We start from the raw sequence: 19,664 nt of genomic DNA, 5'->3' as shown, positions 1-19,664 counted from the left end.
GGCAGGCTCAGGCAGGATCGGAAGGAAGGGGGCGTGCACCGGCGGGGCGCATCGGCGCGGTCGAACCGCGCACCACCAGTTGCGGCACGAAGCCCTGGTTGTGCAGCGGAGCCGGCGCATCGTCGTAGGCGTCGCTGCGCAGCTGTGCGATCAGCAGGCGGGCGGCGTGGCGGGCAATGTCTTCGGTGGCCTGCTTGGCGGTGGTCAGCGGTGGCCACGACTGGCGCGAGAACGGGCTGTCCTCGAAGCCGGCGATGGACAGGTCGTACGGCACGTTCATGCCGGCCGACTTGGCGGCGGCCAGCACGCCGGCAGCGATTTCGTCATTGGAGCCAAAGATGGCGGTGGGCGGCTCGCGCAGCGCCAGCAGGCGGCGCGCACCGCGGAAACCATCGTCGAAGGTGTAATCGCCCTGCACCACCAGGTGTTTGTCCACGGTCATGCCGTAGTCCTTCAGCGCGGCTTCGTAACCGGCGTAGCGTTCGCCCGACGAGCGGTGCGAGATGCCGCCCCAGAGGAAGCCGATGCGCTGGTGGCCGAGCTGGATCAGGTGCTCGGTGATCTCATAGGCAGCCTCGCGGTCGTCGACGAACACGCAGGCGCCGTCGGCCGGGTCTTCGGTAGCGGCGATGATGCGCACCAGCTTGATGCCGCGCGCGGTGAGCGCCTGGATCAGGTCGCGGCGCTCGGACATCGGCGCGGTCAGCACCAGCCCGGCCAGACGCGAACGCTGCACCCAGTCGGCCAGTTCATCGGCCAGCAGCGGCGAGCTGGAATCGCAGGGATGGATCTGCAGCCCGAAACCGGTCTCGCGGCAGGCGGCGAGCACGCCGTTCTGCACGCCGATGATGTGGTACGGGTTCGGGTTGTCGTAGACCAGCCCGATCACGAAGGTGGTGCCGCTGCGCAGGTTGCGCGCGGACGGATCGGGCTCGTAGTCAAGCTCGGCGATGGCACGCAGCACCCGCGCACGGGTGGCCTGCATCACCGACGGTTCGTTGTTGATCACCCGCGAGACCGTCTTCAGCGAGACCTTGGCCTTCTCCGCAACGTCCTTGATGGTCGCTCTGCGCATGGGTTTTCCCTGGGGTTGGCTGCCGTCCATCATCGCCGATCAGGCCTTGTCCTGCGGCAGGCCGGCGCGATGGCCGATCACCGAGTAGAACAGGATATACAGGTAGCACGGCACCATCAGCAGCACGAACACCAGCTGGAAGTCGATGTGCTGCTTGAGCACCGCGAACAGCTGCGGGATGATCGCGCCGCCGGCGATGCCCATCACCAGCAGCGCCGAACCGGTTTCGGTGAAGCGGCCCAGGCCACGGATCGCCAGCGGGAAGATCGCCGGCCACATCATCGCGTTGGCAAAGCCCAGCAGGGCCACGAAGGCCACCGAGACGTAGCCGTGGGTGGCCCAGGCGCAGAGGCAGAACACCACGCCCAGCACCGCCGAGATGGTCAGGTAGCGCGACTGCGAGACCACCTTCGGGATCAGCAGCAGGCCGACCACGTAACCGACCAGCATCGCGCCCAGGGTGAGCGAGGTGAACATCTTGGTCTGGTCCAGCGGCAGGTCGAAGCCGTGGCCGTAGGTACCGATGGCATCACCGGCCATCACCTCCACGCCGACGTAGACGAACAGGCACAGCACGCCCAGCCACAGGTGCGGAAACTGGAAGATGCTGCGGCGCTCGGCGGCACCGGCCGCGGCCGGGGTGGCGTTGGCTTCGGACGACTTGATTTCCGGCAGTGGCGAGAACAGCACAGCAACCGCCAGCAGTACCAGCAGGCCGGCCATCGCCAGGTAGGGTGCATGGATCTTGGCGGCGAATTCGTTCAGCAGCTGTGCCTTGGTCGCCTCATCGGCCGCGGCCACGCTGGCCGAGAGATCGCCGATGCCGTGCAGCACCACGGTACCGATCAGCACCGGCGCGAGCATGCCCGCGATCTTGTTGCAGATGCCCATCAGCGCGATGCGGCGCGCCGCCGTTTCGATCGGGCCAAGGATGGAGATGTACGGGTTGATCGCGGTCTGCAGCAGGGCCAGGCCGCTGCCGATCACGAACAGACCGCCGAGCGCGCCGGGGTACCAGCGCTGGGTGGCGAATTCGCCGAACAGTGCGGCGCCGCCGGCCATCACCAGCAGGCTCAGGCTCAGGCCCTTCTTCATGCCAGTGCGGCGCAGGATCCACGACGCAGGCAGCGCAAGGAAGAAGTAGGACAGGTAGAACACCATCAGCACCAGGAAGGCGCCGACCTCGCTGAGTTCGAAGGCGAGCTTGACGAAGGTGATCAGCGGGCCGTTGAGCCAGGTGAAGAAGCCGATCAGGAAGAACAGCACGCCGACGATGGCGATGGAGGTGGCCACGTTCGGGCGCACGCTTGCAGCGGAGACGGCGGACATCGGGAAGGGCTCCTGCGGCGACGGCCGCAGAACGCGGCGTCGGAGAGTGGCTGGGAACAACGTTGTCACATTCTTTCGATGGACAACCGCGGTTTGTCAACTTGATTGCACAGGCGCGATGCGGCCGTGCTGCACTGCGCAACAGCACCGTCGCGATCTGGCCTGAATGCGCTCTGCCCCTAGAAGCCCATGGCGCAACGGCTTGCGGGTTAAAGCAGGGCCAAGACCATGTAAACGTTTACGGTGTCTCTCGTTCGTTGCGGCGCAGCAACGAAAGTGTCACGAACTCGTTGACATCGTTGTCAACGCAGTTACAGACTCCGCCCCATCGACGGGCCTTTCGTGGGTCCGCTTCCCACCTGCAGCAGGAGCCCGCGTGACCGCCAGCCATCCCGCCCCGGCCCATGTCCTGTCCCGCGTCGCGCCCTCGTTCCTGGCCGCCGACGTCGGCGGCACCCATGTGCGCGTGGCAAGGGCACAGGCCAGCGGCGACGAGGCCCACCCGGTGCAACTGCTGGAATACCGCAAGTACCGCAATGCGGACTACGCCGGCCTGAGTGCGATCCTCACCGACTTCCTCGGTGACAGCGCGCGGCCCAGCCAGTGCGTGGTCGCCACCGCCGGCTTCGCGCGCGAGGACGGTACGGTGATCACCGCCAACCTGCCGTGGCCGCTGTCGGCCCGGCAGGTGGAAGCCGAGGTCGGCCTGCAGCACGTGCACATCGTCAACGACTTCGAAGCGGTGGCCTATGCCGCGGCGCAGGTTGACGCCAGCGGCGTGCTCCACCTGTGTGGCCCCGGCACAGCGCCACGCGGCCCGACCTTGGTAGTCGGCCCCGGTACCGGCCTGGGCGCCGCGCTGTGGATCCCCACCGCGCACGGCCCGGTGGTCCTGCCCACCGAAGCCGGCCAGCCGACGCTGGCCGCAAGCACCGAACTGGAAATGGCCATCGTCCGCCACATGCAGCGCGACCGCGCGCACGTGTCGATCGAACATGCGCTGTCCGGCCCTGGCTTGATGAACCTGTACCACGCCATCTGCGCCCTGCAGGGGCAGACCCCGGTGCTGGCCAGCCCGGATGCGGTGACCGCCGCAGCGATGGCCGGCACCGATGCCCTCGCCCGCCAGGCGCTGGATGTGTTCTGCGGCCTGCTCGGCAGCACCATCGGCGACATGGCGCTGTTCTATGGCGCGCAGGGCGGTGTGTACCTGGCCGGCGGCATCCTGCCGCAGATCCGCGAATACCTGCATGCCAGCACCTTCGTCGAACGCTACCTGCAGAAGGGGCCGATGGGCGAAGCGCTGGCACGCATCCCGGTGAAGGTGGTCGAGCACGGGCAGCTGGGCGTCATCGGCGCCGCCAGCTGGTTCCTGCTCCACGCCAACGCCTGAACCGCATTACGCAGCAAGCAGTACGCAGCACCGCAGTACGCACGACGCACTGGAATCGCACCATCGCGCCCGGCAGCCCCTGCTGGCGCCAGGCATGACCGCCATTCGTTCGCCGCCGACAACGCACATCAGTGATGAGGAGAGACATCATGAACACCCGCAAGACTCTGCTTTCGGCAGCCATCGTCGGCTGCCTCGCCTTCTCGGCGCACGCCCAGCAGGCTACCCCGCAGGACCTGGACACCGTGCAGGTGGTGGGCATCCGCGCCAGTCTGGAAAAATCGCTGGACACCAAGCGCAACAACGTCGGCGTGTCCGAAGCGATCACCGCCGAGGACATCGGCAAGTTCCCGAGCACCAACGTTGCTGAAGCGCTGTCGCAGATCCCGGGCGTGACCCTGGACCGCCGCTTCGGTCAGGGCGAGCGCGTCAGCATCGACGGCACCGACCCCAGCCTCAACCTGTCCTTCCTGGACAACCACCCGGTGGCGCAGGCCATCTGGCTGTACGGCGAACAGCCCAACCGCGGCTTCGACTACACACTGCTGGCCCCGCAGATCCTGGGCCGGGCGGAGATCATCAAGTCGTCCGAAGCGCGACTGACCGAAGGCAGCCTCGGCGGCACCGTGCTGATGCACACCCGCCAGCCGCTGGACCTGAAGCAGAACGAAGTGGCCGCCTCGGTGGGCTACAGCTACAGCCAGCAGGCCAGCGAAGGCAAGCCAAACGCGGCCATGCTGTACAGCTGGAAGAACAACGACGAGACCTTCGGCGTGGCCGTCTCGGCCCAGCACTACGAAGAAGCCGTCGACCGCCAGGGCAAGGAAGTGTTCGGCTACACCAAGGCCAGCACCTTCCCCAATGCCACCGGCGTGGCTGCCGACGTGGACGTGCCGAACTCGTTCAACGCCGCTTGGTTCCAGCAGGAACGCAAGCGCGACAGCGCCGTGGTCAACCTGCAGTTCAAGCCGACCGATGAGCTCGAGTTCAACCTGAGCGGCATGTACATCAAGGAAAAGTTCGACAACTACAACCAGTCGCTCTATTCCTTCCTGACCTGGAACCCGGGCACCGTCAACGCCGTCAACCAGCTCGGCAATGTGCGCAACGGTGTGGCCACCAGCGGCCATTCCAACGCCAGCGCCATCGCCAACAGCGGCACGCTGATCTATGACAACAACGTGCGCCTGTCCGAAGTGGTCACCAAGGGCGTGGACCTGCGTGGCGCCTGGAAGGGCGAAAGCTGGGGCGTGACCGGTCAGGCCGGCCAGAGCAAGTCCGACAACAAGAACCTGGCCCAGTACTTCATCGAGCCGTTCTACAACGGCGGCTACAGCTGGAACATGGACAAGGGCATCACCTTCGATGACCCGGCAGGCGCCCGCGACCCGGCCAACTGGGGTTCGGCCGGCGGCTGGTTCGGCAACAACGGCGTGTTCTCCACCGAGAGCAAGGACACCTACGCCCAGCTCGACTTCAACGTCCAGTTCGACAGCATCTTCAACCAGCTGCAGTTCGGCGTGCGCCACGGCAAGCACGATGAAGCCTTCACCCTCAACGTGTACGGCGGCGTCACCCCGGGCACCCTGGCCGACGTCGGCACCATCGGCCTGACCGACATCCAGGGCTTCACCAACGACCAGGGCCACCACGTTCAGGCCGGCCGCAACAACGTGCTGAACTGGGTGCGCAACAGCCCGATCGACTACAGCAACCCCGATCCGGCCAGCTACCTCAACAACAGCTGGGCGTTGACCCAGACCAACAACGCAGCCTACGCGCAGCTGAACTTCTCCAATGGCCCGCTGCGCGGCAACCTGGGCGTGCGCTACGTCGATTCCAAGACCGAAGGCAGCGGCTTCGTCTACGGCGGCACGCCGACCCTGACCGATCTGGACAGCAAGTGGCAGACCCGCACCAAGAAGGAAGACTTCGTGCTGCCGTCGTTGAACGTCGCGTGGGACACCGACAACGACTGGGTGTTCCGCTTCGCCGCGGCCAAGGTGATCGCCTGGGCGCCGTACAACCAGATGGTCAACAACACCTTCCTCAACGACACCACTCTGACCGGTTCGGGCGGCAACGCCGATCTGTCGCCGTATGAGTCGTGGAACTTCAATGCCTCGGCCGAGTACTACTACGCGCCGCAGGCCGTCGTGGCCTGGTCGGTGTTCTACAAGAAGATCGACAACTACATCGATACCTCGGCCACCATCGAGCGTCAGTACAACTCGATCCGCGATACCTCGCCGGCCACCTGGGCGAACCTCGTCGGTACCAACGGCTGCACCGCCGACGGCTACTGCGATTACAGCATCCAGCGCCCGCGCAACGCTGGCAGCGGCCATGTCAAGGGCTTCAACATCAGCTTCCAGCAGCCCTTCGGCGAAAGCGGCTTCGGCCTGACCGCCAACTACACCTACGCCAACGGTGAGAACAACACCGGCGATCCGCTACCGTACCAATCGCGCAACGCCATCGCCTTCAGCCCGTACTACGAGAAGGGTCCGATCAACGCGCGCCTGACCTACAACTGGCGTGACAGCTACCTGGCCGGCGGCTACGTGGCCGGTGCTGCCCCGTCCAGCGTGGACGACTACGCGGAACTCGGGGCCAGCTTCGGCTACACCTTCAACGACAACTGGTCGCTGACGGTGGACGCGCAGAACCTGCTGGACGAGACCTACTTCCAGTACCTGGGTGACAAGGAACACCTCGCTGGCAAGTACAAGAGCGGGCGCCGCTACATGGCCACCCTGCACTTCAAGTTCTAAGACTCTACCCAGCTGCACATCGCGACGGGCCCGGATTTCCGGGCCCGTCGTACGATGGGAGATCGGAATCGCCGCCTGCGCGGCGGCCACGCGCGGCACAGCGAGCCGCCCACCACAGGAGTGAGATGATGCGACCCTTCCCCCTTGCCAGTATGCTGCTGGGCTTGGCGATGCTTCCCGCCGCCGGCCGCGCCGCAGAGGCCTCGGCACTGGATGCCCGCCCCGGCCCACAACTGCGCGCCGGCAGCCTGATGCTGATTCCCGCCCCGGCCACCGTGCAACGCAGCCAGAGCAGCGGTATCACCGTTCGCGCCGATACCGTGCTGCAGGCCGAAGGCGAAGCCGCGCAACGCGTTGCCGCCCAGTTCGCCGACCTGCTGGCCCGCAGCGGCGGCCCGCGCCTTGCGCCGGCCAAGGGCACGGCGGCAGCCAAGTCGGGCAGCATCCGCTTCGAGATCGTGCCCACCTTCCGCGACAGCGGCGAAAGCTACACGCTGGAAAGCACCGCGCAGGGCGTGGTGATCCAGGCCGGCAACGAAACCGGTCTTTTCTATGGCGCGACTACCCTCGCCCAGCTCGCCACCGGCGGCAGCAACGGGGTGCTGCCCGCGGTGCAGATCCAGGACGCTCCGCGTTTCAGCTGGCGCGGCTTCATGCTCGATTCCGCCCGGCACTTCCAGAGCCTGGACGAGATCAAGCGCGTGCTCGACGCGATGGCCGCGCACAAGCTCAACACCTTCCACTGGCACCTGACCGATGACCAGGGCTGGCGCATGGAGATCAAGCGCTACCCGAAGCTGACCGAGGTGGGCAGCTGCCGCCTGCCGGCTGGCGATGGCGGCATCGATCCGGCCAGCGGTCAGGAACATCCGTACTGCGGCTTCTACACGCAGGACCAGATCCGCGAGGTGATCGCCTATGCGGCCAAGCTGCATATCCAGGTGATCCCGGAAATCGATGTGCCCGGCCATGCCACCGCGGCGATCGCCGCGTATCCGGAACTGGGCTCGATCAATACCCCGCTGAAGCCGATCAGCGAATGGGGCGTGTTCCCGAACCTGTTCAACACCGAAGACAGCACCGTCACCTTCCTCGAGAACGTGCTGGAAGAAGTAATCGCGCTGTTCCCGGCGAAGTACGTGCACGTGGGTGGCGACGAGGCAGTGAAAGACCAGTGGAAAGCCTCCAGGCAGGTGCAGCAGCGCATGCGTGCGCTGGGCATCAAGGATGAGATGGCCATGCAGAGCCACATCATCAAGCGACTGGAGAACTTCCTGGAGGAGCACGACCGGCGCCTGATCGGCTGGGATGAAATCCTCGAAGGCGGCCTGCCGCCGCAGGCCACGGTGATGTCGTGGCAGGGTACCGAAGGCGGCCTGGCCGCCGCCAGCGCCGGCCATGACGTGGTCATGTCGCCGGTCGGATACCTCTATCTGGATTACCTGCAGACGGCCTCGCCGAACGAGCCGCCGGGCCGCCCGACCCAGGTCAACCTCGGCAAGCTGTACAACTTCGAACCGGTGCCGGCCGAGCTGGCCGCCGACAGGCGCGGGCACATCCTCGGCCTGCAGGCCAACATGTTCACCGAGCACACGCGCACCTACGCACGCCTGCAGCACAACCTGTTCCCGCGCCTGGCCGCCGTGGCCGAGACCGGCTGGAGTACACCGGAGCATCGCGACTTCCGCGATTTCCTCGCGCGCCTGCCTTCCCAGCTGCAGCGCTACCGTGCCTGGGGCCTCGCCTATGCGCAGACCCCGTTCGAAGTGGGCGTGGACTACACCGACAACCGCGCTGCCAATACGGTGACCGTGTCGCTGGCCAATCCGCTGGGCTATGAGGTGCGCTACAGCACCGACGGCCAGCCGGTGAGCGCGCAGTCGCCGTTGTACCAGCAGCCGCTGACCGCACCGCTGCCCGCCACCGTGCAGGCAGCGGCGTTCTACCAGGGACAGATGCTGGCGGCGAAGCCGACGGTGGCGGCATTCACCGCGCAGTCGCTGCTCAGCCGTCGCAGCGATGAGCTGCTCAGCTGCGTGGGCACGAAGGGCCTGGTATTGCGCCTGGAAGACGATGGCCCGCGCGAGGGTACCCGTGCAGTGTTCAACGTGGATATCTTCCAGCCGTGCTGGCGTTGGCCGCAGGCGCAGCTGGACGGCATCGGCAGCGTGCAGGTACGTGCCGGTCGCATTCCGTACTACTTCCAGCTGGCCCACGACGAACCCAAACGTCGCTTCGAGAAGGCCAGGCGTGCGCATGGCGAGATGCTGGTGCGTCGCGGCGACTGCAGCGGCAAGGTGCTGGCTGAAGTACCGCTGCCGGCCAAGCCGGATGCCGATGGCTTCGTGACCCTGCGTGCAACGCTGCCGAAGGGCCCCCAGGGCAATGCGGACCTGTGCATCAACTTCACCGGCGACACGCGTCCGGCGATGTGGGTGCTGGATGAGGTGACGCTGGGGAAGTGACGGAGGTTGCGCTCTCGGGGCATCCACGCATGGCGTGGACCTACTGTAGAGCCGAGCCCACGCTCGGCTGCCTTTCAGGAGGGAGCCGAGCACGGGCTCGGCTCTACAGGAACCTCAGCCGCGCCAGCGCAGCAGCAGGTCGCGCAGCGGGGTCAGGGCCGTCGCCATACCGGCCAGCACACCGATCGTGTTGGCGATGGCATCCATCGGGTCGGCAGTGCGGTTGCTGGTCAGCGCACCCTGCGCGAACTCGATGCCGATCCCCATCAGCACCAGGCCCACGGCTACGCACAGCAGCGGGCGGCCCCGACGGAACAGCTGCACCGCGCTGCCGGCCAGGATGAAGTAGGCGAGGAAGTGCTCGCCCTTGTCGCTGTTTTCCGGCAGCGGAATCGGCGGCGGTGGGATCAGGCAGACCACGACCACCAGCAGTACCGCCAGCATCCACAGCACGGTCCACAACCGCGGCCGCCGCAGCGGCTTGATCACCGGCAACGCACTGCTCACAGGCGCCAGCTCAGGTCACCCAGTTCGAAGGCTGGCTCGAAGTCGACGCCACGTTGCAAGCCGATGGCCTGGAAGCGCTCGCCCATTTCCGTAGGCAGGGTCAGTTTCTTCACCTGGTCGCGCAGCTGGATGCGGCCGACTTCATCGGTGCGTTCCTCAGCCAGCAGCAGCACCTGGTCCAGACCATTGCCGAGCAGGAAACTGGCCTGGCTGCAGTAACCGGCCAGCTCGAAGCCCCCGTGCATGCCTGCTTCGGCCATCGCGGTGAAATCCACTGAGGCGGTGATGTCCTGCAGGCCCGGCCAGCGATACACATCGTTGTGCACGTGGTGGCGGTAGAACGCGCGCACCGTGCCATCGTCGCGGTCATGCTGGTAGAACTCGCCACGGTTGTAGCCATAGTCGACGAACAGCATCGCGCCACGCTGCAGGCCGCCGGCCACCGCCTGCAGCCAGTACGGCAGCTGCGGCAGCACTTCGGAACGGTAGCCTTCGGCAAAGGGCTTTTCCAGGTAGCGCTCGATGTGACGCACCGCGCCGTTGAGCAGGATATCGGCCGGCTGCGCGCCGCGGATGAAACTGCCGTCGCCATCCAGTTCAACGGTTTCCTCGTAGACCTCGCCATCGCGGATCAGGAAGCGCGGGGTCGGCAGCGCGTCGATCACCTCGTTGGCGAACACCACGCCTTCCCAGTCCTCTTCGAACGGGCGGTCGACCCAGTCCACGCGCGCGGCCAGCTCGGCCGGCAGGTTCTGCCGCAGGCGCTGCTGCTGGCGCTCGCGCAGGTCGGCGCTGGGTTCGAGGATGGCATAGCGCGACGGCACAGCGTCCAGCTCGGCCAGGCGCAGCAGCACCGCTTCGGCGAAGGCGCCGGTACCGCCGCCCAGTTCCAGCATCTGCGACTGCGCGCCCAGCTGCCCGAACACCGGGGCCAGCGCGTTGGCCACGCTGCCGGCGAACAGGCTGCCGAGCTCGGGTGCAGTGGTGAAGTCTCCGCCGCCACCAAACTTGCTGGCGCCGGCGCTGTAATAGCCCCAGCCGGGGGTATACAGGCACAGTTCCATGAATCGCGAGAACGGCATTGCCCCGCCCTGGGCAAGGATCTCGGCGCGCAGGGCGGCGGCCAGCTGGTCGCTGTGGGCCAGGGCATCGGCTTCGGGCTGGGGGAAGGTGGGCTGCATGGCGTCTTCGAATGCGGTGACAATGGTGCACAGGATAGCCGAGCCTTGGAGGACCCTCGATGAGCGATACCCACCCCGTGGTCCTGATCACCGGCAGCGCGCGCCGGATCGGTGCGGCCATCGCCCGCCAGTTCCACGCCTGCGGCTGGTCGGTGGTGCTGCACGCCAACACCTCCAGCGCCGAGCTGCAGCAGGCCGCGTTCGATTTCGACAACGTGCGTCCCGGCAGCGTGCTGGCCCTGCAGGCCGACCTGCGTGACGCCGACGCCTTGCCCGACCTGGTGGAACAGGCCGTCACTCACTTCGGGCGGCTGGATGCGCTGGTCAACAACGCCTCCAACTTCTTCCCCACCCCGCTTGGCCAGGTCACCGCCGAAGCAATGGACGCGTTGTATGCGGTCAACGCGCGGGCGCCGCTGCTGCTGTCACAGGCGGCAGCGCCCTACCTGCGCCGCCAGCAGGGCTGCATCGTCAACCTGACCGACCTGCACGGCACCGACCCGATGCGCGACCACATCGCCTACACGATGGCCAAGGCTGCGCTGGAAATGGCCACCCGCTCGCTGGCGCTGGAGCTGGCACCGAAGGTGCGGGTCAATGCAGTGGCGCCGGGTGCGATCCTGTGGCCGGAACAGGGCAAGGACGATTTCGCCCGCGAGGCGCTGCTGGCGCGCACGCCGCTGGCGCGGATCGGCACGGTCGAGGAGATTGCCGAAGCGGTGTACTGGCTGGTGGCCGAAGCCAGCTTCGTCACCGGCCACACATTGCGCGTGGATGGCGGGCGCACGGTGAGTTGACTCCGGGCAGGACGGACGACCGGGTCAGATCCCTTTTCCCTGCGGAAAAAGGGATCTGACCGCAACGCAACCTGATCATTCCAGATCAACGATCTCAAACGCTTCGCCATGCTGCCGGTGCGCACGCCACAGTGTGGCCAGGTCCAACCCGCTCACGGGGTCGATGAAGTCCGGGGCGATGTCGGCCAGCGGCTTCAGCACGAAGGCGTGCTTCAGTTCCGGGCGCGGGATGCGCAGGTGTCCGGGGCCTTCCACCACCAGGTCACCGTAGAACACCACGTCGATGTCCAGGGTCCGGTCCGAGAAGCGTGGCCCGCTGCGGTCGCGGCCGTGCGCGTCTTCCAGCGCGTGCAGCCAGTCGTCCAGTTCCCCCAGCGGCAGGTCGGTGTCGATCGCCACGGCGTTGTTGAGGAAGGCCGGGCCGTCGAAGCCGACCGCGGCGGTACGGTAGGCCGGCGACACCCGCAGCGCGCCGAAGCGCTCGCGCAGGGCCGTCACCGCGGCGTGGAGGTAGCGGCGGGGCTGGACGTTGCTGCCCAGGCTCAGGAGCACGGTGGTCATGCGGTTCAGGTGACAGTGCTTGGGGGGCGTGGACATGCCGTCGTCACGGCGGCCTGCCTACAATCCGGGACGCACATGATAGGGCACCGACATGACCTATTGCGTTGGAATCGAGGTGGACGAGGGCCTGGTCTTCGCTGCCGACACCCGGACCAATGCCTCGCTGGACGATGTGCGCGTGCACCGCAAGCTGCACGTGTTCGAGTATCCCGGCCAGGCAGCCTACGTGCTGATGGCGGCCGGCAACCTGGCCACCACCCAGCTGCTGGTGTCGCGCCTTGGGCGCGATGCCAGCGAACGGCGCACGCCCAACCTGCGCGACATGACCCACCTGTTCGAGGCGGCCGAGTATGTCGGCCAGCTGCTCGTGGACAGCCAGGTGCACAGCAGCCACAGCGAGCACGGCCATGACGGGGTCAACACCCAGGCCACGTTGATCTTCGGCGGCCAGATCGCTGGCGAGCGGCCGGGCCTGTACATGGTCTATCCACTGGGCAACGCCATCGCTGCGTCGCCGGAGACGCCCTATCTGCAGATCGGTGAGTCCAAGTACGGCAAGCCGATTCTCGACCGCATCCTCAGCCCGGCCACCCGCCTGGAGGACGCGGCGCGCACGGCAATCGTGTCGCTGGATTCGACCATCCGCTCCAATCTGTCGGTAGGCCTGCCGATCGACCTGGCGCTGCTGCGCGATGGTGAACTGCGCATCGGCCAGCAGCTGCGGCTCGGCGCGGATTCAGCGTTGTATGCGGACATCCACCAGAACTGGTCGCGGCGGCTGGAACAGGCAGTGGACGCGCTGCCGCGGTTCCCGTGGGAATCCGTGGATCGATCGACCTGACCTGCCGCCGGGCACGGCCCGGCACTACCGAAGGCGGTGGGGTATCGCCGGGCCATGCCCGGCGACGCTTGCTCAGCCCAGCGCTTCGGCCACCGCGCGGAACACCTGCTGCATCTGCAGCGGCTTGTGCAGCACGTGTATCTCCACGCCGGCCGGGAACGCGTCGGCCGGCACCGCCACCGCGGCGTCCTCCAGCACCAGTGCGGGGCCGCGATAGCCCAGCGTGGCCATCTCGCCCAGCAGCTGGCTGGCCGGCAGCAGCTTGGAACCGGCATCGGCGATCACCAGCGCGGGCATCGCCTCCTGCTGCATCCAGCGCAGCGCGGCCGGGCCGTCGGAGGCCAGCTGCAACTGGTAGCCCTGGCTGGACAGCGCATTGCCAAGCAGCGACAAACGCGTGGCTTCGCCATCGACCACCAGGATCGACTGGCCACTGCCCAGTGCCACCAGCTGTTCGATCGGCTCGCTGCCATCGATGGCCTCGTGCATCGGCAGGCGCAGTTCGAAGCAGGTGCCCTGCCCCGGCTGGCTGCTGACATGGATGCTGCCGCCTGCACCTTCGACGATGCGCTTGCAGGAAATCAGCCCCAGTCCGGTGCCGTCGGCCTTGGTGGTGAAGAACGGATTGAACAGGTGCGACAGCGTGTCCGCATCCATGCCGATGCCTTCGTCGGCCACACGGATGTGCATCCAGTCCACGCCATCGCGCTGGCCGGCATGGCTGGCGGTCAGGCTCAGGCGACCGCCGTTGGGCATCGCCTGGATAGCATTGAGCGCCAGGTTCAGCAGCACCTGCTGCAGTTCGGTGTAGTTGGCATCGACCACCAGGCCTTCATCCTGCACCTGCAGCTCCAGGCGCACGGCGTCGGGCACGTTGCTGCGCAACAGTAGCGCCACCGCATCGAACAGGCCATCGATCTCGATGCGTTCGCTCGGCTTGCGCGAACCGCGCACGAACGACAGCATCGATTCGGCCATCTCATGGCCACGGCGGCCGCACTCGGCGATGACATCGGCCAGGTGGTGCAGCTGCGGATCGTCGGTGCGCGCCTTCAGCAGGTCCGGCATGATCAGCAACGGCTGCAGGATGTTGCGCAGGTCGTGGCTGAGGCCGGCGGCGAGCAGCGACAGGCTTTCCAGGCGCTGTGCGCGCATCAGTTCGGTTTCCACCCGTGCACGCTCGATCGCACTGCGTGCATCGCGGATCGCACGCGCCACTGCCGACGGCAGGCGTGCCGGCAGATGCTTGATGATGTAGTCATTGGCCCCCTTCTGCAGCGCCGCCACCGCGTTCTCCTCACCCATGGTGCCGGAGACGAAGATGAAGGGCACTTCCGGCGAGGTCTCACGCACGATGCGCAGCGCATCGTCACCGGAGAACCCCGGCATGCTCAGGTCGGACAGCACGATATCCGGCTGGAACGCGGCCAGTGCCTGGCGCAGTTCCGCCTCGCTCTCGACACGCTCGAAGCGGGCCTCCAGGCCCGCATCGAGCATCTGTTCGGACATCAGCTCGGCATCTTCCGGTGAGTCCTCCACCAGCAGGATGCGCAGCGCTCCCAGAGCGGGATCGGTCAGGGGCATGGGCTCACTCGAGTTCCGGTGCCTGGTTGATCAACGCCCAGAACTTGCCCAGGGTCTGCACCGCGCCGAAGAACTGGTCCACGTCCACCGGCTTGACCACGTAGGCGTTCACGCCCATGTCCCAGCTGCGGGCCAGATCGCTCTCTTCGCGCGAGGACGACAGGATCACCACCGGCAGGCGCTTGAGTTCTTCGTGCTCGCGGATCTGCCGCAGCACTTCCAGGCCATCCATGCGCGGCATCTTGATGTCCAGCAGCAGAACCGCCGGCAGGCCTTCCTCGCGGTTGGCGAAGGCGCCACGGCGCAGCAGGTAGTCCATCACTTCCACGCCGTCCTCGACGTGCACGATGGGATTGGCCAGACGCGCTTCTTCCAGAGCGTCGATCGCCATTTCGGCGTCGGCGGGGCTGTCTTCGGCAAGAAGAATGGTGCGCAGAGTCGTCATGCAGAGGGACCTTGTTTATCCGCGTCGATCGCGGGAGGCAGATAGAAGTGGAAGGTGGCGCCGACGTCCGGTTCGGCCTCCGCCCAGATACGGCCGCCATGGCGGGTCAGCACGCGGCGTACGCTGGCCAGACCAATGCCGGTGCCCGGGTAGTCGCTGGCCTTGTGCAGGCGCTGGAACACGCCGAACAGTTTCCCGGCGTAGGCCATGTCAAAGCCTGCGCCATTGTCGCTGACCGTGAACTGATGACCGCCATCGGGCTGCGGCTGGTAGTCCACGCGGATCTTTGCCGGCTCGCGGTTGCCCGAATACTTCACCGCGTTGCCGAGCAGGTTCAGCCAGACCTGGCGGATCATGTTCTCGTCGGCCACCACGATCGGCAGCGGCGCGATGCTCCACTCCACCTGGTGCGCATGGCCGCTGCCCTCGGCTTCGGCCTGCAGGTTGGCATCGAGCATGGCGCGGGTATCGGCCACCAGCGACTGCATGTCCACCGCCTGCTGGCGCATCGCGGCTCGGCCCAGCCGCGAGTAGACCAGCAGGTCATCGATCAGCGCCGCCATCCGCCGGGCCGAACTGGAGATCACTTCCAGGTAGTGGCGGCTCTTGTCATCGGCAGCATCGCCCAGGTGGCGCGACAGCTTGTCGGAGAACCCGGCGACGTGGCGCAGCGGTGCGCGCAGGTCATGCGAGACCGAGTAGCTGAAGGCCTCCAGCTCGCGGTTGACCTCGGACACCTGGGCAACCTTGCCTTCCAGCTGGCGGTTGAGCTCTTCAACGCGCAGCTGGACTGCGCGTTGCATGGTGACATCGCTGACCGTCATCAGCACCACTTCGTCATCGGTATCGGGCAACGGCATGCGGCGCGCGTTCAGCAGCATGTAGCGCGCCATGCCATCGGCAGTGCGCTGTTCGTGCTCGAAATCCCACAGTTCGCGACCGCGCAGCAGCACGTCGGACAGGCGCTGGCGCACTACGGCGTCCTTCCAGGCGCCGTCACCGACGGCTTCCAGCAACAGGCCATCGGCACGCTCGTCCTGAAGCCCGTACAACTCGGCGAAGGCCGGGTTGTGCAGCTGCACGCGCAGGTCGCCGTCGAGCAGCACGATGGGTTCACGAACGGTCTGCAGCACCGAGGCGGCGCGTGCGGCCGAGCGCAGCGACTGCCGTTCGGCATGCAGGCGGCGGCCGATCTGCCGCTGCAGCAGCCACAGCACGAGACCAAGCAGCGCCAGCTGCACCACCAGCGAACTCCACGACACCAGCTCGGTCTGCTTGCGCTGCCGCGCGGCCTGCTCGGCACGCAATGTCAGCAGTTTCTGCTCGCTGTCCTGCAGTTCTTCAACCAGTCCACGGATCGGGTAGCGCGTGCTGAGATCCTGCACCAGTTCGCGCTGGTCGCTGTTGGGCTCGGATCTGGCGAGCTCACGGGCAAGTGCCATGCGCCCTTCCAGCATCGATTCGATGCGGCCGATCCGGATCAGCTGGTCGGGATTGTCGCGGGTCATCCGGCCCAGCTCGGCCAGGCGCCCGGGGATTTCGTTGGCCCTGGCCATGCGCTCGCGCAGGCCCGGTGCGTCCACGCCCTTGGACAGGGTCAGCGCCGCCGACTCGACGTCACGCACATCGGCCTGCAGCTGCTGCAGGGCCACACTCACGGCCTGGGTATGGTTCACCCAAGCCATCGCCTGCTCGCTGTCCTGCTGCAGTTTGCGCAGGGTCAACCACGGCACCACGATGATCGCGGCAGCCGCCAGTGCCAGGGCCGGCAACCGCCAGCGGTCCCAGATGTCGTCACTGAAAACCAGCGCCATAGTTCCTCTTCAGCACGGCCGCGGAGCGTCGGCCGGGACCTGCCCGGCTGCGGCGGAACCGGCAATATAGCGCAGGCGATCACAACACTGGGCTTTCCGGCCCGGTTGGCTGAACGGGTTGGCAATCCCACCTGTAGAGCCGGGCCCACGCTCGGCTGGAACCCAAAGGCAGGCGAGCATGGGCTCGGCTCTACAGGGTGGCGGGCGCCCCGCTTGGGGCGCCCGATAGGGCTCAGCGCTTGGCGGCAGCGCTGACCTTCAATGCGGCAGCATCAACGCGGGTCACGCCCTTGATGCCCTTGGCGGTGGTGACCGCCTTGTCTTTCTCGGCCTGGGTGGCCACAGCGCCGCTGAGGCTCACCACGCCGTTCACGGTTTCCACCTTGATTTCAGTGCCCGGAACGTTGCTGCTGGCGAGCAGGTCGGCCTTCACTTTGGTGGTGATCCAGGTATCGGTCACCGGCTCGTTGGAGTCATGGCGATCGGCGTGCGTGGCCGGATGTGCGCTGGTCGGCGGGCTCTTCGCGGCCGGATCCTTGGCGAATGCGGCCGAGGAGGACAGCGCCAGGCCCAGGGTCAGGGCAGAAGCAATCAGCGTGCGGGTGGTATTGCTCATCGTGTCGTACTCCTTCGGAATGTGCTGCCAGTCTGGACAAGCAGGCGTGGAGCACGCGTGGCGCTGCGGTCATGCCGCCGTGAATCGAAACGTTTCCAACGGCAACGGTTCAGTTTTGGCCTGCAACGGCCCGTCGTTTACCCTGCCCTTCCCACTGCCGGAGCTCTGTCATGCGCCCCGACCTGCAACTGGCCCTGATCGGCTACGGCCTCGCCGGCCGTGTCTTCCACGCACCGCTGATCCAGCACACGCCCGGGCTGGTACTGCACAGCATCGTCAGTTCGCAGCGTGACACCCTGCTGCGCGCGTTCAGCGACGTGCACGTTCGCGCCACGCCGCAGGAAGTGTTCGACGACCCGGCCGTGGATGCGGTGGTGATCGCCACGCCCAACGGACAGCACGCGCCGCTGGCGATCGCAGCCCTGGCGGCGGGCAAGCATGTGCTGGTCGACAAGCCGTTCGCACTGGACGTGGCTGAAGCGGAAGCAGTGCTGGCTGCGGCGCGCGATGCCGGACGCATCGCGACGGTGTTCCAGAACCGGCGCTTCGATGCCGACTTCCTCACGCTGCAGGCGCTGCTGGCCGGAGGTGTGCTGGGTGAGGTAGCCGAATGCCACGCGCACTTCGATCGCTACCGTCCGCAGGTGCGCGACCGCTGGCGCGAGCAGGACGGTCCCGGTAGTGGCCTGTGGTACGACCTCGGCCCGCATCTGCTGGACCAGATGCTGGTGCTGTTCGGCTGGCCCGAGGCGATCGACGCGGATCTGGCCGTGCAGCGCGAAGGCGGTGCCGGCATCGACTACTTCCACGCCGTGCTCCACTACCCACGGCATCGCGCCATCGTGCATTCCGGTTCGCTGGTGGCGGCGCAGACGCCACACTTCAGCGTTCATGGCAGCCAGGCCAGCTGGATCAAGCATGGGCTGGACGTGCAGGAAGCACAGTTGCGGCGCGGTGTTGCCCCGGGTGCGCCGGGATGGGGCATCGACCCGCGGCATGGCGAGCTGGTGCGCTGTGATGCCGAGGACAACGTGCAGCGCAGCACCATCGACAATCTGCCCGGTGACTACCGGCGGCTGTATGCGCAGTTCGCGGCGGCGGTGAATGGTGATGGCGAAGCTACGGTCAGCCCGGTACAGGCGCTGCAGCTGATGCGGTTGCTGCAGGCAGGCATGGAGAGTTCGCGCGAGGGGCGGCGGGTGCGGTTGGGGTGATCGGCAGGGCTGCGCCCTGCACCTGCCGAAGCAACGGCAACATCACCGTCAAATGCTGGTTTCCTGCGGGATGGCGTGGCAATGATCGGAATGCACTTGTGAGGCCTCATGGGGTCGGATCCCTTTCATGCGGAAAGGGATCCGACCCCGGCAAGACTTACGACTTCTTGATCGCGTGGCCGCCGAACTCGTTGCGCATCGCCGACAACAGGCGGTCGGTGAACGAATTGGATTCGCGCGAACGCAGACGCTCCAGCAGTGACAGGGTGATCACCGGCGCCGGTACGTCCAGCGCGATCGCTTCGGCCACGGTCCAGCGCCCCTCGCCGGAATCCTCGACATACGGCGCGATGCCATCCAGCGACGGATTGCGCTTGAGGGCTTCGGTACTCAGGTCCAGCAGCCAGGAGCGCACCACGCTGCCGTGGCGCCACACCTCGGCCACCTGCGCCAGGTCCAGCTCCATCTCCTGCTTGCGCTCCATCAGCGCGAAGCCTTCGGCATAGGCCTGCATCATTCCGTACTCGATGCCGTTGTGGACCATCTTGGTGAAGTGCCCGGCGCCAGACGGTCCGACACGTGCCCAGCCACGATCGGCGGCCGGTGCCAGCGTGCGCAGCAGCGGTGCGATCTGGTCCACCACGGACGCTTCGCCACCGACCATCAGGCTGTAGCCTTCCTGCAGGCCCCACACGCCACCGCTGGTGCCGCAGTCCACATAGCCCAGATCGTCTTCGGCCAGCGCCTTGGCGCGGCGGATCGAGTCCTGGTAGTTGGAGTTGCCACCGTCGATGACGATGTCACCTTCGGCCAGGTGCGGGGTCAGCTGACCCAGGGTCTGGTCGACGGTTTCGCCAGCCGGCACCATCAGCCACACCACGCGTGGCACCGGCAGCGCGGCCACGGCCGCGGCCAGCGAATCAACCACCTCCAGGCCGGCCTCGGCGGCGCGCTGGCGGGCGCCTTCGCCCGGGTCGTAGCCGACCACGCGGTGGCCGCCGCGATGCAGGCGCTGGGCCATGTTGGCGCCCATGCGGCCGAGGCCGATCATTGCAATATCCATTGTTT

The 19,664-nt window shown here is 66.8% G+C and carries 16 protein-coding genes; 6 read left to right on the top strand and 10 right to left on the bottom strand.

Annotated features, from left to right (window positions below):
• Positions 1-7: 7 nt before the first annotated feature.
• Entirely contained in the window at positions 8-1,075 is a 1,068-nt protein-coding gene (locus AC5P8Z_RS11830) for a LacI family DNA-binding transcriptional regulator (RefSeq protein ID WP_006391719.1), read from the bottom strand.
• Positions 1,076-1,114: 39 nt separating this feature from the next.
• The gene (locus AC5P8Z_RS11825) at positions 1,115-2,404 is read right to left on the bottom strand and encodes a sugar MFS transporter (protein ID WP_286069895.1); all 1,290 of its coding nucleotides are present in this window, start codon (positions 2,402-2,404) and stop codon (positions 1,115-1,117) included.
• A gap of 376 nt (positions 2,405-2,780) precedes the next feature.
• Here AC5P8Z_RS11825 and AC5P8Z_RS11820 point away from each other — a divergent pair, with 376 nt between their 5' ends.
• The 3 genes from AC5P8Z_RS11820 (at position 2,781) to AC5P8Z_RS11810 (ending at position 9,036) form a co-directional block, all read left to right on the top strand.
• Positions 2,781-3,797: a glucokinase family protein gene (locus tag AC5P8Z_RS11820; protein WP_495229092.1), complete on the top strand. Its 1,017-nt coding sequence runs from the start codon at positions 2,781-2,783 to the stop codon at positions 3,795-3,797.
• A gap of 149 nt (positions 3,798-3,946) precedes the next feature.
• Entirely contained in the window at positions 3,947-6,571 is a 2,625-nt protein-coding gene (locus AC5P8Z_RS11815) for a TonB-dependent receptor (protein ID WP_495229091.1), read from the top strand.
• 125 nt (positions 6,572-6,696) lie between these two features.
• Entirely contained in the window at positions 6,697-9,036 is a 2,340-nt protein-coding gene (locus tag AC5P8Z_RS11810; protein WP_495229090.1) for a beta-N-acetylhexosaminidase, read from the top strand.
• 114 nt (positions 9,037-9,150) lie between these two features.
• Here AC5P8Z_RS11810 and AC5P8Z_RS11805 read toward each other — a convergent pair whose 3' ends face one another.
• Together AC5P8Z_RS11805 and AC5P8Z_RS11800 are read right to left on the bottom strand one after the other, a co-directional pair.
• Positions 9,151-9,543 (bottom strand): VanZ family protein, encoded by a 393-nt coding sequence (locus tag AC5P8Z_RS11805; RefSeq protein WP_295566930.1) that lies wholly within the window; start codon positions 9,541-9,543, stop codon positions 9,151-9,153.
• Positions 9,540-10,724, bottom strand: coding sequence for a class I SAM-dependent methyltransferase (locus tag AC5P8Z_RS11800; RefSeq protein WP_495229089.1), 1,185 nt, complete (start codon positions 10,722-10,724; stop codon positions 9,540-9,542). Before AC5P8Z_RS11800 ends, AC5P8Z_RS11805 begins: the two co-directional genes overlap by 4 nt.
• Before the next feature lie 59 nt (positions 10,725-10,783).
• Between AC5P8Z_RS11800 and AC5P8Z_RS11795 the strand changes: the two genes are divergently transcribed.
• Positions 10,784-11,521: a pteridine reductase gene (locus AC5P8Z_RS11795; RefSeq protein ID WP_286069904.1), complete on the top strand. Its 738-nt coding sequence runs from the start codon at positions 10,784-10,786 to the stop codon at positions 11,519-11,521.
• Positions 11,522-11,596: 75 nt separating this feature from the next.
• Here the strand turns inward: AC5P8Z_RS11795 and folK are convergent, their stop codons facing one another.
• Positions 11,597-12,082, bottom strand: coding sequence for a 2-amino-4-hydroxy-6-hydroxymethyldihydropteridine diphosphokinase (folK, locus tag AC5P8Z_RS11790; RefSeq protein ID WP_286069905.1), 486 nt, complete (start codon positions 12,080-12,082; stop codon positions 11,597-11,599).
• Positions 12,083-12,173: 91 nt separating this feature from the next.
• Between folK and AC5P8Z_RS11785 the strand changes: the two genes are divergently transcribed.
• A complete protein-coding gene (locus tag AC5P8Z_RS11785; protein WP_286069906.1) occupies positions 12,174-12,923 on the top strand; it encodes a proteasome-type protease in 750 nt (249 codons plus the stop codon).
• A gap of 72 nt (positions 12,924-12,995) precedes the next feature.
• On the opposite strand, the gene AC5P8Z_RS11780 is transcribed toward AC5P8Z_RS11785, so the two are convergent.
• The 4 genes from AC5P8Z_RS11780 to AC5P8Z_RS11765 form a co-directional block, all read right to left on the bottom strand.
• The gene (locus AC5P8Z_RS11780; RefSeq protein ID WP_286069907.1) at positions 12,996-14,507 is read right to left on the bottom strand and encodes an ATP-binding response regulator; all 1,512 of its coding nucleotides are present in this window, start codon (positions 14,505-14,507) and stop codon (positions 12,996-12,998) included.
• 4 nt (positions 14,508-14,511) lie between these two features.
• Complete coding sequence (locus AC5P8Z_RS11775) at positions 14,512-14,952, bottom strand: response regulator (RefSeq protein ID WP_005411057.1); 441 nt, start codon at positions 14,950-14,952, stop codon at positions 14,512-14,514.
• Positions 14,949-16,766: a sensor histidine kinase gene (locus tag AC5P8Z_RS11770; RefSeq protein ID WP_495229088.1), complete on the bottom strand. Its 1,818-nt coding sequence runs from the start codon at positions 16,764-16,766 to the stop codon at positions 14,949-14,951. The genes AC5P8Z_RS11775 and AC5P8Z_RS11770 overlap by 4 nt, the downstream gene beginning before the upstream one ends.
• 232 nt (positions 16,767-16,998) lie before the next feature.
• Complete coding sequence (locus tag AC5P8Z_RS11765; RefSeq protein WP_049429380.1) at positions 16,999-17,382, bottom strand: BON domain-containing protein; 384 nt, start codon at positions 17,380-17,382, stop codon at positions 16,999-17,001.
• Between the two features lie 170 nt (positions 17,383-17,552).
• Here AC5P8Z_RS11765 and AC5P8Z_RS11760 point away from each other — a divergent pair, with 170 nt between their 5' ends.
• Positions 17,553-18,596 (top strand): oxidoreductase, encoded by a 1,044-nt coding sequence (locus AC5P8Z_RS11760; RefSeq protein ID WP_286069910.1) that lies wholly within the window; start codon positions 17,553-17,555, stop codon positions 18,594-18,596.
• A 157-nt stretch (positions 18,597-18,753) separates the two neighbouring features.
• Here AC5P8Z_RS11760 and gnd read toward each other — a convergent pair whose 3' ends face one another.
• Positions 18,754-19,659, bottom strand: a complete 906-nt coding sequence (gene gnd, locus AC5P8Z_RS11755; protein ID WP_286069912.1) for a phosphogluconate dehydrogenase (NAD(+)-dependent, decarboxylating) — start codon at positions 19,657-19,659, stop codon at positions 18,754-18,756.
• Positions 19,660-19,664 lie beyond the last annotated feature (5 nt).

The sequence above is a fragment of the Stenotrophomonas sp. YJH_SMC_17 genome, assembly GCF_059371655.1.
This window is presented reverse-complemented; position numbering and strand designations above follow the sequence as displayed.

Coding starts and splice junctions, on each gene's coding strand:
- AC5P8Z_RS11830 (WP_006391719.1), bottom strand. CDS start 1,075: ATGCGCAGAGCGACCATCAAGGACGTTGCGGAGAAGGCCAAGGTCTCG.
- AC5P8Z_RS11825 (WP_286069895.1), bottom strand. CDS start 2,404: ATGTCCGCCGTCTCCGCTGCAAGCGTGCGCCCGAACGTGGCCACCTCC.
- AC5P8Z_RS11815 (WP_495229091.1), top strand. CDS start 3,947: ATGAACACCCGCAAGACTCTGCTTTCGGCAGCCATCGTCGGCTGCCTC.
- AC5P8Z_RS11810 (WP_495229090.1), top strand. CDS start 6,697: ATGATGCGACCCTTCCCCCTTGCCAGTATGCTGCTGGGCTTGGCGATG.
- AC5P8Z_RS11800 (WP_495229089.1), bottom strand. CDS start 10,724: ATGCAGCCCACCTTCCCCCAGCCCGAAGCCGATGCCCTGGCCCACAGC.
- AC5P8Z_RS11795 (WP_286069904.1), top strand. CDS start 10,784: ATGAGCGATACCCACCCCGTGGTCCTGATCACCGGCAGCGCGCGCCGG.
- folK (WP_286069905.1), bottom strand. CDS start 12,082: ATGACCACCGTGCTCCTGAGCCTGGGCAGCAACGTCCAGCCCCGCCGC.
- AC5P8Z_RS11785 (WP_286069906.1), top strand. CDS start 12,174: ATGACCTATTGCGTTGGAATCGAGGTGGACGAGGGCCTGGTCTTCGCT.
- AC5P8Z_RS11780 (WP_286069907.1), bottom strand. CDS start 14,507: ATGCCCCTGACCGATCCCGCTCTGGGAGCGCTGCGCATCCTGCTGGTG.
- AC5P8Z_RS11775 (WP_005411057.1), bottom strand. CDS start 14,952: ATGACGACTCTGCGCACCATTCTTCTTGCCGAAGACAGCCCCGCCGAC.
- AC5P8Z_RS11770 (WP_495229088.1), bottom strand. CDS start 16,766: ATGGCGCTGGTTTTCAGTGACGACATCTGGGACCGCTGGCGGTTGCCG.
- AC5P8Z_RS11765 (WP_049429380.1), bottom strand. CDS start 17,382: ATGAGCAATACCACCCGCACGCTGATTGCTTCTGCCCTGACCCTGGGC.
- AC5P8Z_RS11760 (WP_286069910.1), top strand. CDS start 17,553: ATGCGCCCCGACCTGCAACTGGCCCTGATCGGCTACGGCCTCGCCGGC.
- gnd (WP_286069912.1), bottom strand. CDS start 19,659: ATGGATATTGCAATGATCGGCCTCGGCCGCATGGGCGCCAACATGGCC.